This window comes from Streptomyces sp. NPDC003635, from assembly GCF_053587635.1.
The window spans coordinates 296,025-320,120 of record NZ_JBSFOK010000003.1 but is presented as its reverse complement, the minus strand read 5'-3'; the positions used below and the strand labels follow the sequence as shown (position 1 = coordinate 320,120).

Here is a 24,096-nt window from a genome sequence, read left to right as displayed (position 1 = left end):
TCAGTTGGCGCGGCTGCCGGCGAGGTCGGTGAAGAACTCACGGCGCTGTTCGGCGGTCAGGTGGCAGGCGGAGCCGCGTCCGTCGACGATCTCCAGCGTGGGCCGCTCGGACGAGCACAGCCCGCCCTCGACCTTCTCGGTGAAGGCGCACCGCGGGTGGAAACGGCAGCCCGACGGCGGGTTCAGCAGTGAGGGCGGCGAACCCGGGATCGGGTTCAGCGGTACGTCCACCGGACCGTCCAGGCTCGGCATCGAGCCCAGCAGACCCCAGGTGTAGGGGTGCTGCGGGTTGCGCAGCACCTCCTCCTTCGTACCGCGCTCCACGCACCGGCCGCCGTACATCACCAGCACGTCGTCGGCGACGTCGGCGATGACGCCCAGGTCGTGCGTGATGAAGATGATCGCGGTGCCGAACTCCTTCTGGAGGTCCTTGAGCAGGTCCATGATCTGGGCCTGCACGGTGACGTCCAGCGCGGTGGTCGGCTCGTCGGCGATCAGCAGCTCGGGGTCGCAGACCAGGGCCATGGCGATCATCGCGCGCTGGCGCATACCGCCGGAGAACTGGTGCGGGTAGTCGTCCACACGCACGTCGGGCTGCGGGATGCCGACCCGGGTCAGCATCTCGATCGCGCGCTTGCGCGCTTCCTTCTTGGAGCAGCCGGTGTGCTTGCGGTACGTCTCACCGATCTGCTGGCCGATGGTGTGGTACGGCGACAGCGAGGTCAGCGCGTCCTGGAAGATCATCGACATCTTGTTGCCGCGCAGCTTCTCCAGGGTCTTCTCCGGCGCCCCGTTCAGCTCCTCGTCGTCGAGGACGATCGAGCCCTCGACCTTGGTGCTGTCCGGGTTGTGCAGACCCAGGATGGTCAGGTTGGTGACCGACTTGCCGGATCCCGACTCACCCACGATGCCGAGCGTCTTGCCGCGTGCGAGGTCGAAGGAGAGACCGTCGACGGCCTTGACGGTGCCGTCCTCGGTCGAGAAGTGCACCTTCAGGTCCTTGATGGACAGGAAGGGCTGCTGTTCGGTGCTCGTCACGGGGACGCTCCAGTGAGGGGTGATGCGGGGTAGCTGGTGGGGGCGGCGGGTCAGGCGAGCCTGATGCGCGGGTCGATGAGGGCGTAGCAGGCGTCAACCAGGATGTTGGCGATCACCACGAAGGACGCGGTGAGGACCATGACACCGAGCAGCATCGGAAGGTCGTTGGTGAACACGGACTTCACCGCGAGCATGCCGATGCCCTGGAGGCTGAAGGTCTGCTCGGTGATCATCGCGCCGCCGAGCAGGACGCCCATGTCGATGCCGAAGATGGTGACGATCGGGCCCATCGCGCCGCGCCAGGCGAAGCGGAAGAACACGGTGCGCCGGGACAGGCCCTTGGCGCGGGCGGTACGGACGAAGTCCTCGTTGAGCGTCTCGACCATCTGGGAGCGCGTCATACGGGTGTAGTTGGCGGTGAAGATCAGAGCGAGCACCAGCCAGGGGAGCAGCAGTCCGCTGAACCAGGCGCCCGGGTTCTCGGAGAACGGCGTGTAGCCGGGCTGGTCCAGGATCTGCCACTGGTACACGAAGAAGTAGAGGGCCAGGGTGCCGACGAAGTAGATCTGCATCGAGGAGGCGACCAGCGAGGCGCCGGAGGCGAACTTGTCGATGGCCTTGCCCTGGTGGCGCGCGGCCAGCATGCCCATACCGACACCGAACACGACGAAGACCACGGCGGCCCCCATGCCCAGGGAGAACGTCGTGGGGAAGCGGTCCAGCACGGTCGCGAGCACCGGCTCGCGGTTGACGAAGGAGTAACCCAGGCACGGCGCTTCGCAGTTGCCGAAGCCGGGGTAGTTGCGGCCCATGAAGATGCCGGCCAGCCAGTCCCAGTACTGCTGCGGAAGCGGGTCGGAGATCCCCATGTTGTGGCGGATCAGCTCAAGCGTCTCCGGCGTGCACAGCTTGCCGCAGGCCATCCGTGCCGGGTCGCGCGGCACCGAGTAGAACAGCATGAACGTGACCGCGCTGATGATCAGCAGCGTGATCACGGCGCCGAGGAGCCGGCGCGTGAGGAAGCGAAGCATGGGGAGTGGCTTTCCTGGGAGGGCCGTCGTGCGGATCGGGCCGGGCCGGGGGTGACCGGTGGCCCGGGGGACACGTGCCGAGGGTGGGGGGCGGGGTGAACCGCCCCCCACCGCTCAGGTGCTGGATCAGGCCTTGACGTACATCTTGTAGAGCATGCTGCCGTCGAAGTTCGGGTCCATCTTCACGTTGCCGAGCTTCGAGCCGTGCAGGTAGATGCGCTTCATGTAGACGTCGGGGATGAAGGCACCGGTCTCCGTGACCTGCTTGTCCAGGGCGGCCCACATCTTGTTGGCCTTGTCCTGGTCGACCTCGGCGGTGGCGGCCTTGATGGCGGCGTCCACGGCCGGGTCCTTCAGGTGGGAGTAGTTCTGGCCCTGGTCCTTGACCTGGGTGGACTCGAACAGCGGCTGGAAGACCGAGTAACCGGTCGGCCAGTCGGAGGACCAGCCGCCCCAGTAGATGTCGAAGCCGTTGTCGAGCTTGCCGACCTGGTCGTACCACGTGGTGGAGTCGACCGCCTTGGTGACGACGTCGAAGCCGGCCTTCTTCAGGGCCTGCTCGACGACGACCTTGACCTTCGCGTTGGTCGGGTCGTTCTGGTAGGCGTAGACGACCTTGTAACCGGTCTTGCCGGCCTTCTCCAGGACCTTCTTCGCCGCGGCCGGGTCACCCGCCGGGTTCTTCAGCTTGCCCCAGACGTCCTGCGACTCGTAGCCGGCGACGAGCGGGCTCATGATGCCGGTCGCGTAGTCACCGCGGTTGGCGCCGCCCTGGAGCTGACGGATCTGGGCCGTCGGCCAGGCGCGGATGATGGCCTCGCGGACGGGCAGGTCCTTCACCCGGGTGGTGTTGATCCAGTAGACGCTGGTGCCGTTGGACAGGCCGGAGATGACCCGGTCCTTGGCCTCGGTGGTGGCCTTGGCGACGCGCTCCACCGGGACGGTGCGCCAGGAGGTGGCGTACTGGTCCTTGCCCGCGTCCGCGAGCAGGCGGTCGGCGGCGGTGAGCTGCTCGATGCCGAAGGTGAAGTCGAACTGGTCCGGGTAGGCGTTGCGGATCGGGTCCGTCGCCGGGTCCCAGTGCTCGTTGCGGACCAGGACCATCGACTTGTCGGTCGTGTGGCTCTTGATCTTGTACGGGCCGTTGGAGACCGGCTTCTTGTCGTAGTCCTGCTTGGTGTCCTTCTTCTCCGGGGTCGGCGCGTAGGAGTGCATCGCGAGGACGTAGTTGAAGTCCGGACGAGCCTCGGAGAGGTGGAAGGTGATGGACTTGCCGCTGGTCTCGATCGACTTCAGGTGCTTGCCCTTGTACGGACCCGTGTACGACTTGCGGTAGTCCGTGGAGCCGGTCAGCCAGGTCTGGACGTAGAAGGCACCCTCGGTGATGAAGGTGTCGAAGGCACGCTCGATGCCGTGGCGGACGTCATCGACGGTGACGTCGGAGCCGTCCTCCCACTTGACGCCGTCCTTCAGGGTGAAGGTCCACTTCTTGCCGCCGTCCTCCATCTTGCCCGTGTCGGTGGCGAGGTCGCCGACGAGGGTCTGGGAGCCGTCGTCCGCGATCTTGTAGCCGGTCAGGGTGCGGGACAGCACGACCGCCGCGAGCGAGTTCCAGGCGTAGTAGATGCGCTGCGGGTCGAGGTGCGAGAAGTCGTCGTCGTTCAGAAGGTAGACCGTGCCGCCCTTCTTCGCGCCGGAGACCTCGGGGGCCGGGCCCTTGGAGTCCTCCGCGGTGCCGATCTTGACCGTGGTCGCGTTGGCCTTGGCGGCCTCGGCCTTCCCGCCGCCGGAGTTGCTGGTGGAGTCGCCGCTGCTGCACGCGGTCAGCACGGAGCCGGAAGCGGCGGCCACACCGGTGGCTATCAGGAAGTTTCTACGCGAGAAGGACATCGCAATCCTGCCTAGGTAAGTGAGTGGATGAGAGAGAGGATCCGGCACCCCGGCACCTTCGCCGTGGTCCTGAAAAGGGCCGGAGTCAGCGCTTGGTCTTCGGGTCGAGCGCGTCGCGTACCGAGTCACCGAGCAGGTTGAACGCCAGTACGAAGATCACCATGGCCACGCCCGGGAAGAGCAGGAAGGTGATGTCGTCCTGGTAGAACTTGGCGGCGTAGCCGATCATGACGCCCCAGTCGGGGGTCGGGTCCTGAAGGCCGACGCCGAGGAAGGCGAGACCCGCCTCCGTGGTCACCATCGCCGGGAGCGTGAGGGTCGCCTGGATGAGGATCGGCGTCCACAGGTTCGGCAGCAGCTCCTTGAAGATGATGCGGGCCGGCGAGGCGCCGGTGACCTTGGCGGCCTCCACGAACTCGCGCTCACGCAGGGCCAGTACCTGGCCGCGCAGCAGACGGGCGATGGAGGACCAGCCGAAGAGCGTGAGCAGACCGATCAGACAGGTGACGGTCAGCCAGACCGGCGTGTTCTCGTCGGCCCCGACGAACAGGGCGATCACCACGGGGGTGAAGGCGACGAAGAACAGCTGGGACGGGAACGCCAGCAGGATGTCGATGACCCGGCCCAGGAACCAGTCCGTCTTGCCGCCCACGTAGCCCGCGGTCACGCCGATCACCACACCGACGATCACCACGAGGAGCGTGATGGCGGTGGAGATCAGCAGCGAGTTGCGGATCGCGTAGAGCAGGAAGGTGAAGACGTCACGGCCGAGCTGGGGGTCGATGCCGAACCAGAACTCGCCGCTCATGCCGCCGTTGGGGCCGACGGGGAAGCCGTTGTCCCCCAGCAGGCCGGGCGTGTTGATGCCGTACGTCTCGTACGGATTCTTCCCGTACAGCTTGGCGATCAGCGGGGCGCACAGGGCGACCACGAAGAACGAGATCACGATGCACGCGGAGGCGACGCCCGCGCGGTCCCGCTTGAAGCGACGCCAAGCGAGCTGTCCCGGGGACCTGCTCTCGTTGGCCGCCGGTGCGGGAGAAGTGATCGACTTCTCGACGCTCTCGTCGGTCGCCTCGAGCGGGGCAGCCGCTGATGGAGTTGGGGGGGTCATGGTGCTCCTGGCCCAGGGAGGGTCTGAATGACTCCGCAGGGCACTCCCCTACGGGCTACGCCGGACTTTTTCAACGCAATTCATTCAAGGTCAATAAATTCTCGGTCGGCTTGGTTGTCTCTTTACCTTCTTTACTCTGCCTTGACTGTCTCGTAGCTACGCGGGTAGCTCAATGTGATCGAGTTGTGCCTTGACTCGGACCAACTGGACTAATCGGGCAAGGAGTTCGTTATGCGGACGCCGTAGTGTCGAAATGCGTACATCGGCGCGTCCCAATCCAACGGTTCGGCATCGGATGCCAAAGATCCATTGCGCTCCACCGTGAAGATCCATTCGCGCGGGTCCGAATGGGTAACCGCGGCCCCCGAACGGGGGGCTAGGTGTGCGGATTGCCGCTTTTGCCTCGATATTTGCCGGTAACGGATCAGCGCCGCGGCGCTGGAGGCACAGCGCAGTCATGAGGAGGCACTCCATGCGTGGAGCCACGCACGCCAAATGGGCCGCTTGCGCGGCGGCGGTAGCGCTCGCGGCGACGGCCTGCGGAGGCGGGGACGGCGACAGCGGAGGTGACACCAGCGCGGTGCTGAGCTCCTCCTGGGGCGATCCGCAGAACCCGTTGGAGCCGGCGAACACCAACGAGGTGCAGGGCGGCAAGGTCCTCGACATGATCTTCCGCGGGCTGAAGCGCTACGACCCGGAGACCGGCGAGGCGCTGGACATGCTCGCCGAGAGCATCGAGACGACCGACTCGCAGAACTTCACCGTCACCATCAAGGACTGGACCTTCAGCAACGGTGAGAAGGTCACCGCCCAGTCCTTCGTGGACGCCTGGAACTACGGCGCGAGCCTGAAGAACAACCAGAAGAACGCGTACTTCTTCAGCTACATCGAGGGCTACGACAAGGTCCACCCCGAGGACGGCTCCAAGCAGAGCGCCGACACGCTCTCCGGTCTGAAGGTCACCGGCGACAAGACGTTCACCGTCAAGCTCAACCAGAAGTTCTCGACCTTCCCCGAGACGCTCGGCTACCCGGCCTTCGCCCCGCTGCCGCAGTCCTTCTTCGACGACCACGACGCCTGGCTGAGCAAGCCCGTCGGCAACGGCCCGTACACCATCGACTCCTACGCCAAGGGCTCGCAGATGTCCCTGCGCGCCTGGGACGGCTACCCCGGCGAGGACAAGGCCCAGAACGGCGGGGTCGACCTCAAGGTCTACACCGACAACAACACCGCCTACACCGACCTGCTGGCCGGCAACCTCGACCTGGTCGACGACGTCCCCGCCTCCCAGCTCAAGAACGCCCCGGCCGACCTCGGCGACCGCTACCTCAACACCCCCGCCGGCATCATCCAGACGCTCGCCTTCCCCTTCTACGACGACGACTGGGACAAGCCCGGTTCGGAGAAGGTCCGCACCGGCCTGTCCCGGGCCATCGACCGCAAGCAGATCACCGAGACCATCTTCCAGAAGACCCGCACCCCGGCCACCGACTGGACCTCCCCGGTGCTCGGCGAGGACGGCGGCTTCCAGGACGGTCTGTGCGGGGACGCCTGCGAGTACGACCCCGCGGCGGCCAAGCAGCTCATCGAGGAGGGCGGTGGACTCCCCGGCGGACAGGTCAAGATCACGTACAACGCTGACACCGGCTCGCACAAGGACTGGGTGGACGCCGTCTGCAACTCCATCAACAACGCCCTCGACAACGAGAAGGCCTGCGTCGGCAACCCGGTCGGCACCTTCGCCGACTTCCGCAGCCAGATCACCGACCTGAAGATGAGCGGGCCCTTCCGGGCCGGCTGGCAGATGGACTACCCGCTCATCCAGAACTTCCTCCAGCCGCTCTACTACACCAACGCCTCCTCCAACGACGGCAAGTGGTCGAACAAGGAGTTCGACGACCTGGTCGACCAGGCCAACGCCGAGACGGACACCACCAAGGCCGTCGAGACCTTCCAGCAGGCCGAGGAGGTCGTCCGGGACAACATGGCCGCGATCCCGCTCTGGTACCAGAACGGCAGCGCCGGCTACTCGGAGCGGCTGTCGAACGTCAAGCTCAATCCCTTCAGCGTGCCGGTGTACAACGAGATCAAGGTCGGCTGAGGCGGCGCCATGGGACGGTACGTCGTCCGGCGGCTGCTTCAGATGATCCCGGTCTTCATCGGGGCGACCCTGCTGATCTTCCTCATGGTGAACGTGATGGGCGACCCCATCGCGGGACTCTGCGGTGACCGGCAGTGCGACCCGGCGACGGCCGCCCAGCTGGAGAAGGAGTTCGGCCTCGACAAGCCGGTGTGGCAGCAATACCTGACGTACATGGGGAACGTCTTCACCGGCGACTTCGGGACCGCCTTCAACGGGCAGCCGGTCACCGAGCTGATGGCCTCGGCGTTCCCGGTGACCATCCGGCTGACGATCGTCGCCATCCTCTTCGAGATCGTGATCGGCATCACCCTGGGCGTCATCACGGGCCTCAAGCGCGGCCGGCCCGTCGACACCGGGGTCCTGCTGATCACCCTCGTGGTGATCTCGGTGCCCACCTTCGTCACCGGTCTGCTGCTCCAGCTGCTGCTCGGCGTCGAGTGGGGCTGGATCAAACCGTCGGTCTCCACCGACGCCACCTTCGACGAGCTGATCGTGCCGGGTCTGGTCCTCGCGTCCGTGTCGCTCGCCTACGTGACCCGGCTGACCCGTACCTCGATCGCGGAGAACAAGCGCTCCGACTACGTCCGTACGGCCGTCGCCAAGGGCCTGCCCCGGCGCCGCGTGGTCACCAGGCACCTGCTGCGCAACTCACTCATCCCCGTGGTCACGTTCATCGGCACCGACATCGGCGCGCTGATGGGCGGCGCCATCGTCACCGAGCGGATCTTCAACATCCACGGTGTGGGCTACCAGCTCTACCAGGGCATCCTGCGGCAGAACACCCAGACGGTGGTCGGCTTCGTCACCGTCCTGGTCCTGGTCTTCCTGGTCGCCAATCTGCTCGTCGACCTTCTCTACGCCGTACTCGATCCGAGGATCCGCTATGCCTGAACCACCTCGCGAACCCGAGGGCGTCATCGCCTCGACCGGCATGGGAGGCGCCATGGATCTGGCGACGTCGGAGGGGGAGAGCCTGGAGAAGACGCCCGGTGGGCCGGAGGGCACCGGCCCCCAGGAGAAGCCCCGCTCCCTGTGGTCCGACGCCTGGCGCGACCTGCGCCGCAACCCGGTCTTCATCATCGCCGGCCTGGTCATCCTCTTCCTGGTCTTCATCTCCCTGTGGCCGGGCTCCATCACCTGGATGAGCCCCCTCAAGTGCGACCTGGCCAAGGCCCAGCAGGGCTCCCAGCCCGGTCACCCGTTCGGCTTCAACGGCCAGGGCTGCGACGTCTACACCCGGACCGTCTACGGCGCCCGTACGTCCGTGGCCGTCGGCGTCTGCGCCACGCTCGGGGTGGCGATCCTCGGCAGCGTGCTCGGCGGGTTCGCCGGATTCTTCGGCGGGGCGTGGGACTCGGTGCTGTCCCGGATCACCGACATCTTCTTCGCGATCCCCGTCGTCCTCGGCGGACTCGTGCTGCTGTCGGTCGTCACCAACAACAGCATCTGGCCGGTCATCGGGTTCATGGTGCTGCTGGGCTGGCCGCAGATCTCCCGGATCGCCCGCGGCTCGGTCATCACCGTCAAACAGAACGACTACGTCCAGGCCGCCCGCGCCCTCGGCGCCTCCAACTCCCGGATGCTGCTGCGGCACATCACGCCCAACGCGGTCGCCCCGGTGATCGTCGTGGCGACCATCGCGCTCGGCACCTACATCTCCCTGGAGGCGACCCTCTCCTACCTCGGCGTGGGCCTGAAGCCGCCGAGCGTCTCCTGGGGCATCGACATCTCCTCGGCCTCCCCCTACATCCGCAACGCGCCGCACGCCCTGCTCTGGCCCTCCGGCGCCCTGGCGATCACCGTCCTGGCCTTCATCATGCTCGGCGACGCCGTACGCGACGCCCTCGACCCGAAGCTGAGGTGAGTCGTGCTCCTCGAAGTGCGTGATCTGCACGTGGAGTTCCGGACCAGGGACGGTGTCGCCAAGGCGGTCAACGGCGTCGACTACGCGGTCGACGCGGGGGAGACCCTCGCCGTGCTCGGTGAGTCCGGCTCCGGGAAGTCGGTCACCGCGCAGACCGTGATGGGCATCCTCGACATGCCGCCGGGCCGGATCACCGGCGGCGAGATCCTCTTCCAGGGCAAGGACCTGCTGAAGCTGAAGGAGGAGCAGCGGCGGAAGATCCGCGGCGCCGAGATGGCGATGATCTTCCAGGACGCGCTGTCCTCCCTGAACCCGGTGCTCTCGGTCGGCGACCAGCTCGGCGAGATGTTCACCGTGCACCGGGGGATGTCGAAGAAGGACGCCCGCGCCAAGGCCGTGGAGCTGATGGACCACGTCCGCATCCCCGCCGCCAAGGAGCGGGTCAAGCAGTACCCGCACCAGTTCTCCGGCGGGATGCGCCAGCGCATCATGATCGCGATGGCGCTGGCCCTGGAACCCGCCCTGATCATCGCCGACGAGCCCACCACCGCCCTGGACGTCACGGTCCAGGCCCAGGTCATGGAACTCCTCGCGGAGTTGCAGCGCGAGTACCACATGGGGCTGATCCTCATCACCCACGACCTCGGCGTGGTCGCGGACGTCGCGGACCGGATCGCCGTGATGTACGCGGGGCGGATCGTGGAGACGGCCCCCGTGCACGACATCTACAAGTCGCCCGCCCACCCCTACACCCGCGGCCTGCTCGACTCCATCCCGCGCCTGGACCAGAAGGGCCAGGAGCTCTACGCCATCAAGGGCCTGCCGCCGAACCTGATGCGCATCCCGCCGGGCTGTGCCTTCCACCCGCGCTGTCCCATGGCCCAGGACGTGTGCCGCACCGACGAACCTCCCCTGTACGAGGTCGACGAGGAGCGGGGCAGCGCCTGCCACTTCTGGAGGGAGTGCCTGCATGGCTGAGCCGATCCTCCGGATCAACGGTCTGGTCAAGCACTATCCGCTGACCACGGGCATCCTCTTCAAGAAGCAGGTCGGCGCGGTGAAGGCCGTGGACGGCGTGGACTTCGAGGTGGAGCAGGGCGAGACGCTCGGCATCGTCGGCGAGTCCGGCTGCGGCAAGTCGACGGTGGCGAAGATGCTGGTCAACCTGGAGCGCCCGACGGCGGGTTCGATCCAGTACAAGGGCGAGGACATCACCACGCTCTCCGGCAAGGCCCTGAAGTCGGTGCGCCGCAACATCCAGATGGTCTTCCAGGACCCCTACACCTCGCTCAACCCCCGGATGACCGTGGGCGACATCATCGGAGAGCCCTACGACATCCACCCCGAGGTGGCCCCGAAGGGCGACCGGCGCCGCAAGGTGCAGGACCTGCTGGACGTGGTCGGCCTCAACCCCGAGTACATCAACCGCTATCCGCACCAGTTCTCCGGCGGCCAGCGCCAGCGCATCGGCATCGCCCGGGGACTGGCGCTGCGCCCGGAGGTCATCGTCGCGGACGAGCCGGTCTCCGCGCTGGACGTCTCGGTGCAGGCCCAGGTGATCAACCTGATGGACCGGCTCCAGAACGACTTCGACCTGTCCTACATCTTCATCGCCCACGACCTGTCGATCGTCCGGCACATCTCCGACCGGGTCGGCGTGATGTACCTGGGCCGGATCGTGGAGATCGGCAAGGACGCCGAGATCTACGACCATCCCACCCACCCCTACACCCAGGCGCTCCTCTCCGCGGTCCCCGTCCCCGACCCCGAGGCCCGGGAACACCGCGAGCGGATCATCCTCGCCGGAGACGTGCCCTCCCCGACGAACATCCCCTCGGGCTGCCGCTTCCGCACCCGGTGCTGGAAGGCGCAGGAGCGCTGTGCGGTGGAGGTCCCCCTGCTCGCGGTCCCGCCCCACCTGCGCACCCTGAAGGGTCCGGCGGCCCATGACTCGGCCTGTCACTTCGCGGAGGAGAAACAGGTGGTCCCGCCGGAGGAGCCGGAGTAACACGGCGGCAACTCCCCTGTCGCCGTTCCGATATACGGACGCGCCAGTCTGAACACCGTACGGCCGTGCGGGTGCCGTAAACGGGCCGGGGGCGCCATGTCTCCCGGCCCGTTGCCGTGTCTACATCCGCAACGACCGCTTCAGGAAGTCCACTTGGAGCAGCAACAGGTTCTCCGCGACCTGCTCCTGGGGCGTCATGTGGGTCACCCCGGTCAGCGGGAGCACCTCGTGCGGGCGGCCCGCGGACAGCAGGGCCGAGGACAGGCGCAGGGCGTGCGCGACCACCACGTTGTCGTCGGCGAGGCCGTGCACGATCATCAGCGGGCGGTGCTGCTCGGCCGGCTCCGCCAGCCCTTCGTCGGTGACCAGGGAACTCCTCGCGTACGACTGCGGACGCGTGGCCGGGTCGCCCAGGTACCGCTCCGTGTAGTGGGTGTCGTACAGCCGCCAGTCGGTGACCGGGGCGCCCGCGATGCCGGCGTGGAAGACGTCCGGGCGGCGCAGTACCGCGAGGCCCGCCAGCCAGCCGCCGAAGGACCAGCCGCGGATCGCGACGCGGGACAGATCGAGCGGGTACGTCTTCGCGAGGTCGTGAAGGGCGTCGATCTGGTCGTCCAGCGTGACCGTCAGATCGTGGTGGATCTCCTTCTCCCAGGCGGGCGAGCGTCCCGGCGTGCCCCGGCCGTCCGCCACGATCACCGCGAACCCCTGATCGGCGAACCACTGGGAGGTCAGGAGCGCGTTGTGCGCGGCCACCACCCGCGGACCGTGCGGACCGCCGTAGGGGTCCAGCAGAACCGGCAGGGAGGTGTCACCGCGGTAGTCCGTCGGCATAAGCACGGCGCACGGGACGCGCCGTGCGCCCCCCTCGGTGAGCGTCACGCGCGGGGACAGACCGGGATCTTCCGCGTACGAGGGGACAGTCGCGAGCTGCTTGCCGTCCCGGAAGACGCGTACCCGCGCCCCCGGCCGGTCCAGTGACGCGGAGACCAGCACGGTCACGCCCCCGGCGCGCACCGCCGAGTGCACGCCGGGCTCCTGCGACACGCGCTCCACCCCGAGCTCGTTCACCCGGTAGACGTGCACCTCGCCGATCTCCGGCTCCGCCGCCCTCTCGCCGGCCGAGGCCGAGACCAGCACGTCGTGGTCGGAGACGTCCAGCACCGCGCGGACGTGCAACTGCGCCCCGGTCAGCGGGCGTTCCCCCACCGCGAGCACCCGCGCCCCGCCCTCGTCGGCGATGCGCACCAGGCGTCCCGAGGGGGTCCAGCACGGCACCCCGGCGAAAAGTTCCAGCCAAACTGGATCTTCGTCCGCGTGCACCATCCGGGTCGCCCCCGACTCCGGGTCCACGGCCAGGAACAGCTGGCTGCGCTGGTCGCGCGCCTGGACGAGCAGAAGCGGGGCCCCCGCCGCTGACCAGTGCACATGCGCCAGATACGGATAGCGGGCGCGGTCCCACGCAACCTCCGTGCGCCCTCCGTCGAGGCCGATCACGAACAGCCGTACATCCGCGTTGGGGGTGCCCGCCGCCGGGTACGGCACGTGCTGTGGGTCACGTTCCGGATGGGCGGGGTCGGAGATCCACCACCGGCTCACCGGCGTGTCGTCCACCCGCGCCACCAGCAGCCGGTCCGACTCCGGGCCCCACCAAAAGCCCCGCGAACGCCCCATCTCCTCGGCCGCGATGAACTCGGCGAGCCCGTAGGAGACTTGCTCCGAGTCCTCCTCGGCGAGCGCGCGGTCACCCTCGCCCTCGGCACCGACCACGTGCAGGGCGCCCTGGGTGACGTAGGCGACATGACGCCCGTCGGGGGAGGGGCGCGGGTCGATCACCGGGCCCTGCACAGGGAGTTCACGCGCCGTCCCGGCCCGCAGCTCGGCCACGAAAAGCCGCCCTGACAACGCGAAAGACGCCAACTCCACGGCGGCGTCGGTGGCGTAGCCGACGATGCCGGCGCCACCCTCGCGGCTGCGTTCGCGCCGGGCGCGCTCCTGCGGGGAGAGACGCTCCGCCGTGCTCCCCAGGAGGGTGCGCGGGTCTGCCGCCACGCGCTCCCGGCCGCTGTCGGGGTCGAGCACCCACAGCGCGCCCGCCCGGTCGGTGCCGGAGGAGGAGCGCAGGAACGCGACTCGCGAACCGTCGGGCGCCACGGTGAAGGCCCGCGGCGCGCCGAGCGTGAAACGCTGGGTGCGGGCGTGCCGTCGGGGGAAGGAGTCAGACCTCGTCGTCATGCCCCGACCATATTGGCCATGCGCCCCCTTGTGCGGCCGTGCGCCGATCGATGCGCGCGTACGGATAGTTATGATCGTTAGCGCATAGTGGGTATGAACCTGCTGGCCGTTGTATGGATTTATCTGCCCCCTTAGTTCCGTCCTGTCCGACCCCCCACGTCCCTGGGTTCTTTGGAGGTGAGCCGCCGTGGCACTCTCGATTTCGGCGGTGGTGCTGCTGGCGATCATCGTCTTCCTGCTCATCAAGAAGTCAGGACTGAAGGGCGGGCACGCGGTCGTCTGCATACTGCTCGGCTTCTATCTCGCCTCGTCCACGATGGCGCCCACGATCAGCGACCTGACCACGAGCGTGGCCAGCATGATCGGCAGCATCAAGTTCTGATCACCCCCGGGCCTCACGTTTAGGGTGGGGCCCATGACGGAACTGCCTGCCCGGCGTCTGCTGCTCGTGCACGCGCACCCGGACGACGAGTCGATCAACAACGGCGCGACGATGGCCGCGTACGCCGCCGACGGTGCCCACGTGACCCTCGTCACGTGCACGCTCGGCGAGCGCGGCGAGGTCATCCCGCCCGGCCTCGCCCACCTGTCCGGCGCGGCTCTCGGAGAGCACCGCCTGCGCGAGCTCACCGCCGCCATGCGTGCCCTCGGCGTCGACGACTTCCGTCTCCTCGGCGGCCCCGGCCGCTACAGCGACTCGGGGATGATGGGACTGCCCGACAACGACGACCCCGACTGCTTCTGGCAGGCCGACGTCGACGAGGCCGCCGGTCACCTCCTGGAGGTGATCCGCGAGGTCCGCCCCCAGGTCCTGATCACCTACGACGACAACGGCGGCTACGGCCACCCCGACCACATCCAGGCCCACCGGGTCGCCATGCGCGCCGCCGAGCTGGCCGCCGACGCGGGCCTGCCGATCGCCAAGGTCTACTGGAACCGGGTCCCGCGCACCGTCGGCGAGCAGGCCTTCGCCCGTCTGCGGGCCGCCCTGCCCGACCTGCCGTTCACCACGGCGGCCGCCCTCGACGACGTCCCCGGAGTGGTCGACGACGAGCGGATCACCACCGTCGTCGACGGCACCGCGCACGCCGCCGCCAAGACCGCGGCGATGGCCGCCCACGCCACCCAGATCACGGTGTCCGGCGAGTACTTCGTCCTCTCCAACGAGCTGGCGCAGCCCGTCTTCACCACCGAGTACTACGAGTTGGCGCGCGACGAGCGAAGCGAGAGGGGGGTCCCCCCGGCCGAAGGCCCAGGGAGGGCCGCGGCGCCCGAGACCGACCTGTTCGCGGGAATCGAGGACATGCCATGAAGACCGACCTCGCCCAGCCCCTGGCCCTGCCCTCCGCCGCCCGGATCGCCCTGTTGTTCGGGCTCCTCGTGCTCGGCGCGGTCGTCGGCGCCGCGGGCGCGCTGATCCAGAGCGCCTGGTTCCCCGGCGGGCTGCTGCTCGCGCTCGCCGGCGAGATCGGGCTCTGCCTCGGCGGCGCCCTCCTCGTCCGCGGCCGGGCCGGGGCCGTCGCTCCGGCCGGCGGCTGGATGGTCGCCGTCATCCTGCTCACCGCCAGCCGACCCGAAGGCGACTTCGTCTTCGCCTCGGACGGCGGGTCCTACCTCTTCCTGCTCGGCGGGATGGCCGCGGCTGTGATGTGCGCCACCCTGGCACCGACGCGGCAACCGGACGGCGACGGCGTCCGACTTGGCAAGTGACGTACCACTTCTCCGCGCCGCGCACGTGCGAGTCCCGTGTGGGTTTCCCCGGCGGTCGTGGGATACGCGCCAGAAGTGGCCAGTATGGTGGTGCGCGCCGCCGCCGCCCGAAGCAGTGAGGTCGAAACGGGCGGCGGAGCCAACCGGGAGAACCTGCCTTGAGTCGTGAAACTGAGAGTCCGTCCTCCGGGCCCAACGGGCGCGGCGGAGCCGCATACCCCTCGGGCACGCCGCCGTACGGGACGCCCGCGGTTCCCGACGGCGGTACGGATGCGGGCCGTTCGGCCGCGCGGCCGGAGGAGCGCAAGACCGAGACCACGCTGACGACCCGGATCCGGATCAACATCCCCGGATCACGGCCCATTCCGCCGGTCGTCGTGCGCAAGCCCGTCGGGGACGCCGACAGTTCCGAGGGCACCTCCGACAAGGAGCCGCCCGCGCCGGGCGCCGCCACCGCCACGCGCGCCCCCGAGCCGTCCCCCGAGGCGGCGGCACCGGCCGCTCCCGCCGAGGAGAAGCCCAGCGACTGGTTCGCACCGCGCAAGTCCTCGGCCCCCAAGGCCGGTCCGGGCGGCGGCCAGAGCAACGGCGCCGGGACGCCGGGTGGTTCGGGCCCGGCACCGGCGGGCGCTTCGGGCGCCGCTCCCTCGGGTACGGCGCCGTCCGGCGCGCGTCCGGGCGCCGCGCCCTCGGCTCCGCGACCCGGCGGGGTCGTCGGCTCCATGAACACACCGGGCGGCTCGCGCCCCGGCGCCGGCAACGGCTCGGGCGTCGCGGGCGCGACCGGCGGACCCGTGGCGCCCGGACACGGCGGCGGCACCGGCTCCTTCGATGTCACCGAGGCGCTGGCCGCGGGCCCGCTGAGCGGCGGCTCCCGCCCCGGCGACGAACCGCGCCGCGACGACCTGCCGTACTTCTCCGAGAACTTCCCCGACAACGGCGGGCCGAACGGCTACGGCGGCCCGGGCCTCCCCGGCGGGCCCAACGGCGGACCCGGTGGCCCGGGCGGTCCCACCGGCTTCAACGGCCCGGGCGGACCCGGTGGTCCCGGCGGCCCGGGCGGCCAGCACGGGCCCGCGGGCCCGACCACCGGTCCGGTGACCGGGGACGGCCCGCTGGTGCCCCCGGTCGGCGGCGGCCCCGGCCCGATGGGCGGCCCCGCGGTTCCGGGTGCGCCGGGGATGCACGCCCCCGGTGGGGGCCTGAGCGACGACACCGCCATCCTCACCCCGCAGAAGCCGGCCCCCGAGCCCGGCACCCCCGGCTACGGCAATCCCGCGGACAACGTCTCCGGGCACACCGTCACCAGCGGTATCCCCGTCGTGCCGCCCCCCGCGCAGAACGCCCCGTTCGGGCCGGGCGCGCACCCCGAGGGCCCCCTGCCGCACACGCCCCCGAAGCTCCCCGAGCCGGTCGCCCGGCCCGCGGCTCCCGCGCCGAAGAAGAAGGGCCGCGGCAAGCTCGGCCTGCTCACCGGCGGAGTGATCGTGCTGGCCGGCGGTCTCTACGGCGCCGGGCTGCTGATGAACCACTCCGACGTGCCCAAGGGCACCACCGTGCTCGGCGTCGACATCGGCGGCGGCACCCGCGACGACGCGGTCAAGAAGCTCGACGACGCCTTCGAGAAGCGGATCAACCAGGAGCTGAAGCTCTCGGTCGCCGGTGAGACCGTCGCGCTCAAGCCGGACCAGGCCGGGCTCCAGTTCGACGCCACGGCCACCGTCAGCGAGGCAGCGCAGAGCGACTACAACCCCATCTCCGTGGTCGGCTCGCTCTTCGGCCAGGAACGCGTCGTCGAGCCGGTCATGCCGGTCGACGAGGAGAAGCTGCAGGCCGCGCTGAAGAACGCCGCGGGCGGCTCCGGCTCGGTCACCGAGGGCACGGTCTCCTTCAAGTCCGGCAAGGCGGTCGCCGTCTACGGCAAGCCCGGCCAGGGCATCGACGTGGCCAAGTCGACCGACGCGGTCGAGGAGGCGTACCGCGCCCAGGTGGAGACGGGCACGGCCGCCCCGGTGAAGGTCGCGACGACCGCCCAGCAGCCGACGGTCTCCGACGCCGAGGTCGACCGGTTCATGAAGGAGTTCGCCGAACCGGCGATGTCCCAGAACGTCACCGTGCAGACGGACGCGGCGCACAGCATCCCGTTCGGCTCCCTGTCCCTGCCGAAGATCCTCGGCGTCAAGGCGGTCGACGGAAAGCTCGTCGACACCTACGACCTCGACGCGCTGAAGAAGGCGTACGGCAGCACCTTCGACGGCGTGCTGATCACCCGGGCCACCGGGGACAAGACGCCCGTCACCCCGCAGGACGTCGCCGGGGCCCTGAAGCAGGCGCTGCGCGGCAAGACGGCGGCGGAGCGCGTCGGAGTCATCGACACCGACCCGAGCTGACCCGGCCCGCTGTGCCGCATGACATCTGCCGTGCGGCACAGCGGTCGCCCGATAAGGAGTGCGGGCGCGACCAGCCGTGGCGCACCCGCAGACCCCTGCGGTCGGTCGGTCAGTTCAGCATCGCCCGCGCGGCCTGAGCCTGCTGCCGGACGCGAGCCGAGGTCGCCTCGTCCACCGCGTCGACCACCTCCGCGTACGCCTCCAACTCCACCGCACCCCGCAGGAAATCCCCCCGCTGCACGAGCAACTGAGCCCGCTCGTACCGCAGCCGAGCCGGATGCGAGGGCAGCAGCAACGCCAGCTCGACCGCCCACAGAGCCACATCCGACCGCTCGGGCCGAGTCGCGGCCCAGGCCCGGATATTGTTGAGGATCCGCGACACCACCTCCAGCGGCGTCGCGGGCACCAGCATCGACGGCTGCAGCGCCGCCCCCGTCGCCCCGGCCACCAACAGCTCCGCGTCCGCCCCGGTCAGCGCGCGCCCCCCGTTGAACGGATCCGCGAGCACCTGCTCCTCCGGCTCCCCGAACCCGACCACGAAGTGCCCCGGCAGAGCCACGCCGTACACCGGAGCCCCGGCCCTGCGCGCCACCTCCACCCACACCACCGACAGCAGGATCGGCAGCCCGCGCCGCCGTCGCAGCACCTCGTGCAGCAGTGAGGACTCCAGCCGCTGGTAGTCGCCCGGCGCGCCCCGGAACCCGAGCCGGTCGCCGAGCAGTTCCCGCAGGGACACGGCCCAGGAGCGCGGCCCGCCCGGCCGGAACGGCAGCTGCCCCGCCAGCCGGTCCAGTTCCATCTGCGCCGCGTCCATGCCCGCCTCGTCCAGCGAGCCGTCCGCCTCGGCGCCCACCAGCAGGCACAGCGTCGACAGATCGGGCCGCTCGGAGCGGGCCTCCTCGGCGAACCTCAGGCGCAGTTCGGTGGAGCGTTCGGGAGACGGGGGATTGGGGGGAGGCATAGCAGGCTCGTGCCCTCTCACGGCGATCGGTTACCGGCCGGAGCCGGAGTTCCCCGGCGCGCGGTAGTGGTGGTACGCGTGGTGCGCGGCGAAGCCCATCCTGGCGTACAGCGCCCGTGCTCCCGCGTTGTCCGTCTCGACCTGGAGCCAGGCCGCCGACGCGCCCTCCTCCAGGGCCCGCCCCGCCAGCGCGGCCATCACGGCGGAGGCGAGCCCCCGTCGCCGTAGCGCCGGATCGACCTCGACCGCGGCGAAGCCCGCCCAGCGTCCGTCGACGACACACCGCCCGATGGCCGCGGGCATACCGCCCTCACCGGGGACGCTCGCGAACCACACCGAGGCCCCGCTGCCCAGCACCTTCAGGGCCACCTCACCGACGCCCTTGCGCTGGTAGCGCGCGAGCCACGCCTCGTCCGCCGTCCGGGCCAGCACGACCTCGGCCGGCTCCTCCCGGTCGGCGAGCGGGGCCAGCGCCCCGACCCACAGCTCGGCGGACACCTCACGCGTCCAGCCCCGCCGCTCCAGCTCCGCGCACAACAGCTCCTGCGTGCCCTCGGCGCCGGTCGCGGTCTGGATGTACGCGGGCAGCTCGCGTGCGTCATACCAATGGCGTACGGCGGACAGGGCCTCGTCCAGGGGGGTGCCCGGGTCGCCCAGCGGGAGCACGGAGTTGGCGCGCCGGGTGAACCCGGCGGCGGCCCGCAGCTCCCAGTCGCCGAGCCGCTCGCTCTCCACCGGCCGCCAGGCGCGCGCGGTCACCCGCGCCAGTTCCTCGTAGGAGGCGGCGGGCCCCCGGCGGCGGGCCGGAGCGCTCGGCACCACCTTGCCCGCCACCAGCGAGGATTCCGAAATACGGACGGTCTCGCCACTCTTCCGTGTGATCAGCAGCACACCGTCGTCCCATGATGCGAGAACACCCACCGTGTCGGTGAACTTCTCACCCCCGCGCGCCGGATCGTTCAGGCGTCGCACCGATACCCGTTTGCCCACGTCAGCAGCGGTGATACGGACCTCAAGGCGCCCCGTCGCAGAGATTTCCACAGGTCAGTTCACCCCTCCTGTTCGGATCATGCCCAAGAACGGAGATACTAGGGGCGGGCATCGACGACGCCGCGCTCCCGCGCGCCAGGCGGCGGAGCCTGTGGAGGCCCGCCAGCGCCCTATCGAGGAGGAACGACAGCGTGACCTACGTCATCGCGCAGCCTTGTGTCGACGTCAAGGACAAGGCGTGCATCGAGGAGTGCCCGGTCGACTGCATCTACGAGGGCTCCCGGTCCTTGTACATCCACCCGGACGAATGCGTCGACTGCGGTGCCTGTGAGCCGGTCTGCCCGGTCGAGGCGATCTTCTACGAGGACGACACTCCGGAGGAGTGGAAGGACTACTACAAGGCGAACGTCGAGTTCTTCGACGAGCTCGGCTCCCCCGGCGGCGCCAGCAAGCTCGGTCTGATCGAGCGGGACCACCCCTTCATCGCCGCGCTGCCGCCGCAGAACGGCTGAGAGCGGCCTGCATCATCGCGCCGCCTCGGTCCCGCACGGCCTGATCGCCTGCGGGACCGGGGCGTTTGCCGTACGGACGAGAAAGAGAGCCAGATCCCCGTGTCCGCAGTCTCCGACCGTCTCCCCACGTTTCCCTGGGACAAGCTGGCGCCGTACAAGGCGACGGCCGCAGCGCACCCGGGCGGCATCGTCGACCTGTCCGTCGGCACGCCGGTCGACCCGGTACCCGAGCTGATCCAGAAGGCGCTGATCGCGGCGGCCGACTCGCCGGGCTATCCGACGGTCTGGGGCACGCCGGAACTGCGTGACGCGATCACGGGCTGGGTGGAGCGCCGGCTGGGCGCCCGCGAGGTCACCCACCGGCACGTCCTCCCGATCGTCGGCTCCAAGGAACTCGTCGCCTGGCTCCCCACCCAGCTGGGCCTCGGCCCCGGCGACCGCGTCGCCTACCCCCGCCTGGCCTACCCGACCTACGAGGTCGGCGCCCGCCTGGCCCGCGCCGAGTACGAGGTCTACGACGACCCGACCGAGCTGGACCCGAGGGGCCTGAAACTCCTCTGGCTGAACTCCCCGTCGAACCCGACGGGCAAGGTGCTGTCGAAGGAGGAGCTGACGAGGATCGTCGCCTGGGCCCGCTCCCACGGCATCCTGGTCTTCTCCGACGAGTGCTACCTGGAGCTGGGCTGGGACGCCGACCCGGTCTCGGTGCTCCACCCGGACGTGAACGGCGGATCCTACGACGGTCTCGTCACGGTGCACTCGCTCTCGAAGCGCTCGAACCTGGCGGGCTACCGCGCGGCCTTCCTGGCAGGTGACCCGGAGGTGCTGTCGCCCCTCCTGGAGATCCGCAAGCACGGCGGCATGATGACCTCCGCCCCGACCCAGGCCGCCGCGATCGCGGCCCTGGGCGACGACGAGCACGTCAGGATCCAGCGCGAGCGGTACGCGGCCCGCCGCGACGCCCTGCGCACGGCGCTGGTCCACCACGGCTTCCGTATCGAACACAGCGAGGCCAGCCTCTACCTCTGGGCCACCCGCGGGGAGTCCTGCTGGGACACGGTCGGCCACCTGGCCGACCTGGGCATCCTGGTGGCCCCGGGCGACTTCTACGGCGAGGCGGGCGGACAGCACGTCCGCGTGGCCTTCACGGCGACGGACGAGAGGGTGCGGGCGGCCGTTGCCCGCCTCTGACCGGCGCCCGGCGCCGGACACGGACCCAGAAACGCCGACGGGACGCAGGGAGCTGCGAGCTCCCTGCGTCCCGTCGGCGTTCAAGCGGGCGTCAGCCGCCCAGCGGGAGGCTCCCGACCGGCAGGGACTCCGCCGCCGGCAGCCCGCCCTTGGTGAGGGACTCCGTCGGCAGCCCACCCTTCGTCGCGGTGGACGTCGTGTCACCCACGATGTCCCCGGCCGAACCGGCCGCGTCACCCGCGGTCCGCTGCGCTGCCGGAGCCGCCTTCTTGACGGCCTTGCCACCGGTCTTGCCCGCGGCCGGCACCGACTTCTCGACCGCCTTGCCGCCGGTCTCGCCCGCGAGCTCGCTGACGTTCTGCGCCGCTCCGTCGACCGTGTTGCCCATGTTCGCCGCGTCCAGGGCGGTCAGACCGCCGAGGTTCTTGGCGGCGGGCAGTTCGGGGGCCGCGCTGGCGGAGCCGGCCGCACCTACCCCGGCGGCCGCTCCCGCAGCTACGAGCAGCGCGGCACGGGCGATCCGGCGGGTCAGGGGGAGGGTCATGATGCTCCTTCGACGGGTCTGTTGGGTGAGAACGGTGTTTCCGTCCGACCGGAGGTGATCTCCGGCCTCGGACGCAGTGACTACCGCTCGAAGTCCGCGAAGGTTGCGGCGGAGTAACGTAAAGAGTTGGTAATGCGTCGCATTATCGGCTGTGGATAAAAACGGGCAAAGAGTCCGGGCCCGGAAAGCCTGCCGAATCCTTACAGCCCTTTGCCGGCAAGGGTTTTGCGCGATGAGGGGACGTGGGCCCCAAAACCCCTGTACATCGTCAGGCGCCGCAGCCGCCGGTAACCCTCGCGGAGGACCTCCCGCACTACTGCGCGGTGACGATCCGGACGGACCCGGTGTTCTTCTCCGCCCCCGACGCGCCCTCGGACTCGCTCTGGCGCCACTGACTGTCCGTGTTCCCCGCGGTCCACTCACGCCCGGCGTACGCCACGCGTTCGATGCGCAGGGCGGAGGCATTGGCCACGGCCCAGTGCGCGAGCTGCCAGCCGCGCTGGGTGACGCCGAGCTTGCCGGAGCCCCCGGTCACCGGCAGCGTGAGGCTCCGCCCGCCGCTCGCGGTGCTCGGGGAGGGCGTGGCGGCGGACTCCCGCTCGCCCACGACCGCACCCGCCGACTCCAGCACGTCCTGTCCGAAGTCCCGCGCGAGCGCGGTGCGCACCGCGTCCGGCCCCGCCACCGCGGCCGCGCCCGGGCGGCCGTCGCAGGTCAGCGTGGCGGCCGCGCGGCCGGTCAGAGCGGCGGCGAGCAGTGCGGCGTCCGGCTCGTGCTTGGCGTACGCGTCCGGGAAACCGCTGCGCTGCACGCGCTGCGCGGCGACGGTGAGCGGCAGCTCCGTGTAGCCGTCCACCTTGACCAGGTGGTCGTAGAAGATCCCCGCCGAGTAGGTCGGGTCCATGATCTCCTTCTCGGTGCCCCAGCCCATCGAGGGCCGCTGCTGGAACAGGCCGATCGAGTCCCGGTCGCCGTGGTCGATGTTGCGCAGCGTCGACTCCTGGAGCGCGGTGGCGAGCGCTATGGTCACGGCCCGCTCGGGCAGGCCGCGGCCGGTGCCCACGGCGGCGATCGTCGCCGCGTTGACGGCCTGCTCCGGCGTGAACTCGTACCTCGCCCCGTCCTCCTCGGCCGAGACGACCTCACAGCCCGGCGCCCCCGCGCCTCCGGTGACGTACTGCACCACGAGATAGCCCGCGACGGCGAGCAGGACCACGAAGGCCGCCCCGAAACGGAAGAGGCGGCCACGACGTCGGGAAGTGGGGGACGGCTCTGGCACGCGTACAAGGTACTGGAGAGTAGAGCGCTCTCCGAGACCGGTGGGGAAACTGGTTCGAGGGCCCACGACCCAGGAGCGCTAGGGTCGAGGACATGCCCGATACCGCGCTTGACCTCACCCTGGACGCCGCGCGCCTGACCGCGCGGCTCGTCGACTTCCCCTCCGAGAGCGGATCCGAGAAGCCGCTCGCGGACGCGATCGAGACCGCCCTGAGGGCCCTGCCGCACCTGACGGTCGACCGGTACGGCAACAACGTCGTGGCGCGCACGAACCTCGGCCGCGCCGAGCGGGTGATCCTCGCCGGCCACATCGACACCGTCCCGATCGCGGACAACGTGCCCTCCCGGCTCGACGACGACGGCGTCCTGTGGGGCTGCGGCACCTGCGACATGAAGTCCGGGGTGGCGGTACAACTGCGGATCGCCGCGACCGTCCCCGCCCCCAACCGGGACCTGACCTTCGTCTTCTACGACAACGAAGAGGTCGCCGCACACCTCAACGGCCTGCGGCATGTGGCCGAGACCCACCCCGACTGGCTCGCCGGTGACTTCGCGGTGCTGCTGGAGCCGTCCGACGGCCAGGTCGAGGGCGGCTGCCAGGGCACCCTGCGGGTGCTGCTGAGGACGAAGGGCGAGCGGGCGCACTCGGCGCGCGGCTGGATGGGCTCCAACGCGATCCACGCGGCGGCCCCGATCCTGGCCCGCCTCGCCTCGTACGAGCCGCGCTGGCCGGTGATCGACGGTCTCGAGTACCGGGAGGGCCTGAACGCGGTCGGCGTCTCGGGCGGGGTGGCGGGCAACGTGATCCCCGACGAGTGCGTGGTGACCGTCAATTTCCGGTACGCCCCCGACCGGACGGAAGCGGAGGCGCTGGCCCACGTCCACGAGGTGTTCGCGGACTGCGGGGTGGAGGAGTTCGTGGTGGACGACCACAGCCCCGGCGCGCTGCCCGGCCTCTCCCACCCCGCGGCCGCGGCCTTCATCGAGGCGGTGGGCGGGACGCCGATGCCGAAGTACGGCTGGACCGACGTGTCCCGGTTCTCGGCCCTCGGGGTTCCGGCGGTGAACTACGGCCCCGGCAACCCGCACCTGGCGCACAAGCGCGACGAGCGGGTGGAGACGGCGAAGATCCTCGACGGCGAGGAGCGCCTGCGGTCCTGGCTCACGGCGTAGGGCGCTTTCGGGGCCGGGGAACGC

At 70.0% G+C, this 24,096-nt stretch carries 21 protein-coding genes; 12 read left to right on the top strand and 9 right to left on the bottom strand.

Annotation, left to right across the window (positions count from 1 at the left end; genetic code table 11):
- The 4 genes from ACWDRW_RS05220 to ACWDRW_RS05205 form a co-directional block, all read right to left on the bottom strand.
- Positions 1-1,038, bottom strand: a complete 1,038-nt coding sequence (locus ACWDRW_RS05220) for an ABC transporter ATP-binding protein (RefSeq protein ID WP_451720306.1) — start codon at positions 1,036-1,038, stop codon at positions 1-3.
- A gap of 50 nt (positions 1,039-1,088) precedes the next feature.
- The gene (locus ACWDRW_RS05215) at positions 1,089-2,069 is read right to left on the bottom strand and encodes an ABC transporter permease (protein WP_451720303.1); all 981 of its coding nucleotides are present in this window, start codon (positions 2,067-2,069) and stop codon (positions 1,089-1,091) included.
- 126 nt (positions 2,070-2,195) lie between these two features.
- A complete protein-coding gene (locus ACWDRW_RS05210) occupies positions 2,196-3,959 on the bottom strand; it encodes an ABC transporter substrate-binding protein (RefSeq protein WP_451720301.1) in 1,764 nt (587 codons plus the stop codon).
- 85 nt (positions 3,960-4,044) lie between these two features.
- Entirely contained in the window at positions 4,045-5,073 is a 1,029-nt protein-coding gene (locus ACWDRW_RS05205) for an ABC transporter permease (protein WP_451720299.1), read from the bottom strand.
- A gap of 472 nt (positions 5,074-5,545) precedes the next feature.
- On the opposite strand from ACWDRW_RS05205, the gene ACWDRW_RS05200 reads away from it, so the two are divergent.
- From ACWDRW_RS05200 to ACWDRW_RS05180, 5 genes are read left to right on the top strand one after another with little or no spacing between them, the layout of a single operon-like run.
- Complete coding sequence (locus ACWDRW_RS05200; RefSeq protein ID WP_451720296.1) at positions 5,546-7,174, top strand: peptide ABC transporter substrate-binding protein; 1,629 nt, start codon at positions 5,546-5,548, stop codon at positions 7,172-7,174.
- A gap of 9 nt (positions 7,175-7,183) precedes the next feature.
- Positions 7,184-8,107 carry an ABC transporter permease gene (locus ACWDRW_RS05195; RefSeq protein WP_451720294.1) on the top strand — a complete coding sequence of 308 codons (924 nt, stop codon included), beginning with the start codon at positions 7,184-7,186 and terminating at the stop codon, positions 8,105-8,107.
- A complete protein-coding gene (locus ACWDRW_RS05190; protein ID WP_451720291.1) occupies positions 8,100-9,080 on the top strand; it encodes an ABC transporter permease in 981 nt (326 codons plus the stop codon). The genes ACWDRW_RS05195 and ACWDRW_RS05190 overlap by 8 nt, the downstream gene beginning before the upstream one ends.
- A gap of 3 nt (positions 9,081-9,083) precedes the next feature.
- Entirely contained in the window at positions 9,084-10,058 is a 975-nt protein-coding gene (locus ACWDRW_RS05185; protein WP_451720289.1) for an ABC transporter ATP-binding protein, read from the top strand.
- A complete protein-coding gene (locus tag ACWDRW_RS05180; RefSeq protein WP_451720287.1) occupies positions 10,051-11,088 on the top strand; it encodes an ABC transporter ATP-binding protein in 1,038 nt (345 codons plus the stop codon). Before ACWDRW_RS05185 ends, ACWDRW_RS05180 begins: the two co-directional genes overlap by 8 nt.
- Before the next feature lie 120 nt (positions 11,089-11,208).
- Here ACWDRW_RS05180 and ACWDRW_RS05175 read toward each other — a convergent pair whose 3' ends face one another.
- A complete protein-coding gene (locus tag ACWDRW_RS05175) occupies positions 11,209-13,323 on the bottom strand; it encodes a prolyl oligopeptidase family serine peptidase (protein WP_451720285.1) in 2,115 nt (704 codons plus the stop codon).
- 187 nt (positions 13,324-13,510) lie between these two features.
- Between ACWDRW_RS05175 and ACWDRW_RS05170 the strand changes: the two genes are divergently transcribed.
- The 4 genes from ACWDRW_RS05170 to ACWDRW_RS05155 all read left to right on the top strand — a co-directional run bounded on the left by ACWDRW_RS05170 (position 13,511) and on the right by ACWDRW_RS05155 (position 17,423).
- Positions 13,511-13,705 carry a hypothetical protein gene (locus ACWDRW_RS05170; protein ID WP_186280602.1) on the top strand — a complete coding sequence of 65 codons (195 nt, stop codon included), beginning with the start codon at positions 13,511-13,513 and terminating at the stop codon, positions 13,703-13,705.
- Positions 13,706-13,738: 33 nt separating this feature from the next.
- The gene (mshB, locus tag ACWDRW_RS05165; RefSeq protein WP_451720283.1) at positions 13,739-14,635 is read left to right on the top strand and encodes an N-acetyl-1-D-myo-inositol-2-amino-2-deoxy-alpha-D-glucopyranoside deacetylase; all 897 of its coding nucleotides are present in this window, start codon (positions 13,739-13,741) and stop codon (positions 14,633-14,635) included.
- Positions 14,632-15,033, top strand: coding sequence for a DUF6113 family protein (locus ACWDRW_RS05160; protein ID WP_451720280.1), 402 nt, complete (start codon positions 14,632-14,634; stop codon positions 15,031-15,033). The genes mshB and ACWDRW_RS05160 overlap by 4 nt, the downstream gene beginning before the upstream one ends.
- Before the next feature lie 158 nt (positions 15,034-15,191).
- Positions 15,192-17,423 (top strand): hypothetical protein, encoded by a 2,232-nt coding sequence (locus ACWDRW_RS05155; RefSeq protein ID WP_451720278.1) that lies wholly within the window; start codon positions 15,192-15,194, stop codon positions 17,421-17,423.
- 109 nt (positions 17,424-17,532) lie between these two features.
- Here ACWDRW_RS05155 and ACWDRW_RS05150 read toward each other — a convergent pair whose 3' ends face one another.
- Both ACWDRW_RS05150 and ACWDRW_RS05145 read right to left on the bottom strand, forming a co-directional pair.
- Positions 17,533-18,384, bottom strand: a complete 852-nt coding sequence (locus tag ACWDRW_RS05150; protein ID WP_451720275.1) for a transglutaminase family protein — start codon at positions 18,382-18,384, stop codon at positions 17,533-17,535.
- A gap of 30 nt (positions 18,385-18,414) precedes the next feature.
- On the bottom strand, positions 18,415-19,425 hold the full coding sequence (locus ACWDRW_RS05145) for a GNAT family N-acetyltransferase (protein WP_451720272.1): 1,011 nt from the start codon (positions 19,423-19,425) through the stop codon (positions 18,415-18,417).
- Positions 19,426-19,565: 140 nt separating this feature from the next.
- Here ACWDRW_RS05145 and fdxA point away from each other — a divergent pair, with 140 nt between their 5' ends.
- Together fdxA and ACWDRW_RS05135 are read left to right on the top strand one after the other, a co-directional pair.
- On the top strand, positions 19,566-19,886 hold the full coding sequence (gene fdxA / locus ACWDRW_RS05140) for a ferredoxin (protein WP_003985062.1): 321 nt from the start codon (positions 19,566-19,568) through the stop codon (positions 19,884-19,886).
- A 99-nt stretch (positions 19,887-19,985) separates the two neighbouring features.
- Positions 19,986-21,077, top strand: a complete 1,092-nt coding sequence (locus ACWDRW_RS05135) for a bifunctional succinyldiaminopimelate transaminase/glutamate-prephenate aminotransferase (protein WP_451720269.1) — start codon at positions 19,986-19,988, stop codon at positions 21,075-21,077.
- A gap of 91 nt (positions 21,078-21,168) precedes the next feature.
- On the opposite strand, the gene ACWDRW_RS05130 is transcribed toward ACWDRW_RS05135, so the two are convergent.
- On the bottom strand, positions 21,169-21,621 hold the full coding sequence (locus ACWDRW_RS05130; protein WP_451720267.1) for an ATP-binding protein: 453 nt from the start codon (positions 21,619-21,621) through the stop codon (positions 21,169-21,171).
- Between the two features lie 313 nt (positions 21,622-21,934).
- A complete protein-coding gene (locus ACWDRW_RS05125; RefSeq protein ID WP_451720264.1) occupies positions 21,935-22,900 on the bottom strand; it encodes a heavy metal transporter in 966 nt (321 codons plus the stop codon).
- A gap of 92 nt (positions 22,901-22,992) precedes the next feature.
- Here ACWDRW_RS05125 and dapE point away from each other — a divergent pair, with 92 nt between their 5' ends.
- Positions 22,993-24,072: a succinyl-diaminopimelate desuccinylase gene (dapE, locus tag ACWDRW_RS05120; protein ID WP_451720262.1), complete on the top strand. Its 1,080-nt coding sequence runs from the start codon at positions 22,993-22,995 to the stop codon at positions 24,070-24,072.
- The last annotated feature ends 24 nt before the right edge of the window (positions 24,073-24,096 follow it).

Excerpts from the sequence above, each read along its gene's own strand:
- ACWDRW_RS05215 (WP_451720303.1), bottom strand. The coding sequence starts at position 2,069 with ATGCTTCGCTTCCTCACGCGCCGGCTCCTCGGCGCCGTGATCACGCTG.
- ACWDRW_RS05210 (WP_451720301.1), bottom strand. The coding sequence starts at position 3,959 with ATGTCCTTCTCGCGTAGAAACTTCCTGATAGCCACCGGTGTGGCCGCC.
- ACWDRW_RS05205 (WP_451720299.1), bottom strand. The coding sequence starts at position 5,073 with ATGACCCCCCCAACTCCATCAGCGGCTGCCCCGCTCGAGGCGACCGAC.
- ACWDRW_RS05200 (WP_451720296.1), top strand. The coding sequence starts at position 5,546 with ATGCGTGGAGCCACGCACGCCAAATGGGCCGCTTGCGCGGCGGCGGTA.
- ACWDRW_RS05195 (WP_451720294.1), top strand. The coding sequence starts at position 7,184 with ATGGGACGGTACGTCGTCCGGCGGCTGCTTCAGATGATCCCGGTCTTC.
- ACWDRW_RS05190 (WP_451720291.1), top strand. The coding sequence starts at position 8,100 with ATGCCTGAACCACCTCGCGAACCCGAGGGCGTCATCGCCTCGACCGGC.
- ACWDRW_RS05180 (WP_451720287.1), top strand. The coding sequence starts at position 10,051 with ATGGCTGAGCCGATCCTCCGGATCAACGGTCTGGTCAAGCACTATCCG.
- ACWDRW_RS05175 (WP_451720285.1), bottom strand. The coding sequence starts at position 13,323 with ATGACGACGAGGTCTGACTCCTTCCCCCGACGGCACGCCCGCACCCAG.
- mshB (WP_451720283.1), top strand. The coding sequence starts at position 13,739 with ATGACGGAACTGCCTGCCCGGCGTCTGCTGCTCGTGCACGCGCACCCG.
- ACWDRW_RS05160 (WP_451720280.1), top strand. The coding sequence starts at position 14,632 with ATGAAGACCGACCTCGCCCAGCCCCTGGCCCTGCCCTCCGCCGCCCGG.
- ACWDRW_RS05150 (WP_451720275.1), bottom strand. The coding sequence starts at position 18,384 with ATGCCTCCCCCCAATCCCCCGTCTCCCGAACGCTCCACCGAACTGCGC.
- ACWDRW_RS05130 (WP_451720267.1), bottom strand. The coding sequence starts at position 21,621 with ATGACCCTCCCCCTGACCCGCCGGATCGCCCGTGCCGCGCTGCTCGTA.
- dapE (WP_451720262.1), top strand. The coding sequence starts at position 22,993 with ATGCCCGATACCGCGCTTGACCTCACCCTGGACGCCGCGCGCCTGACC.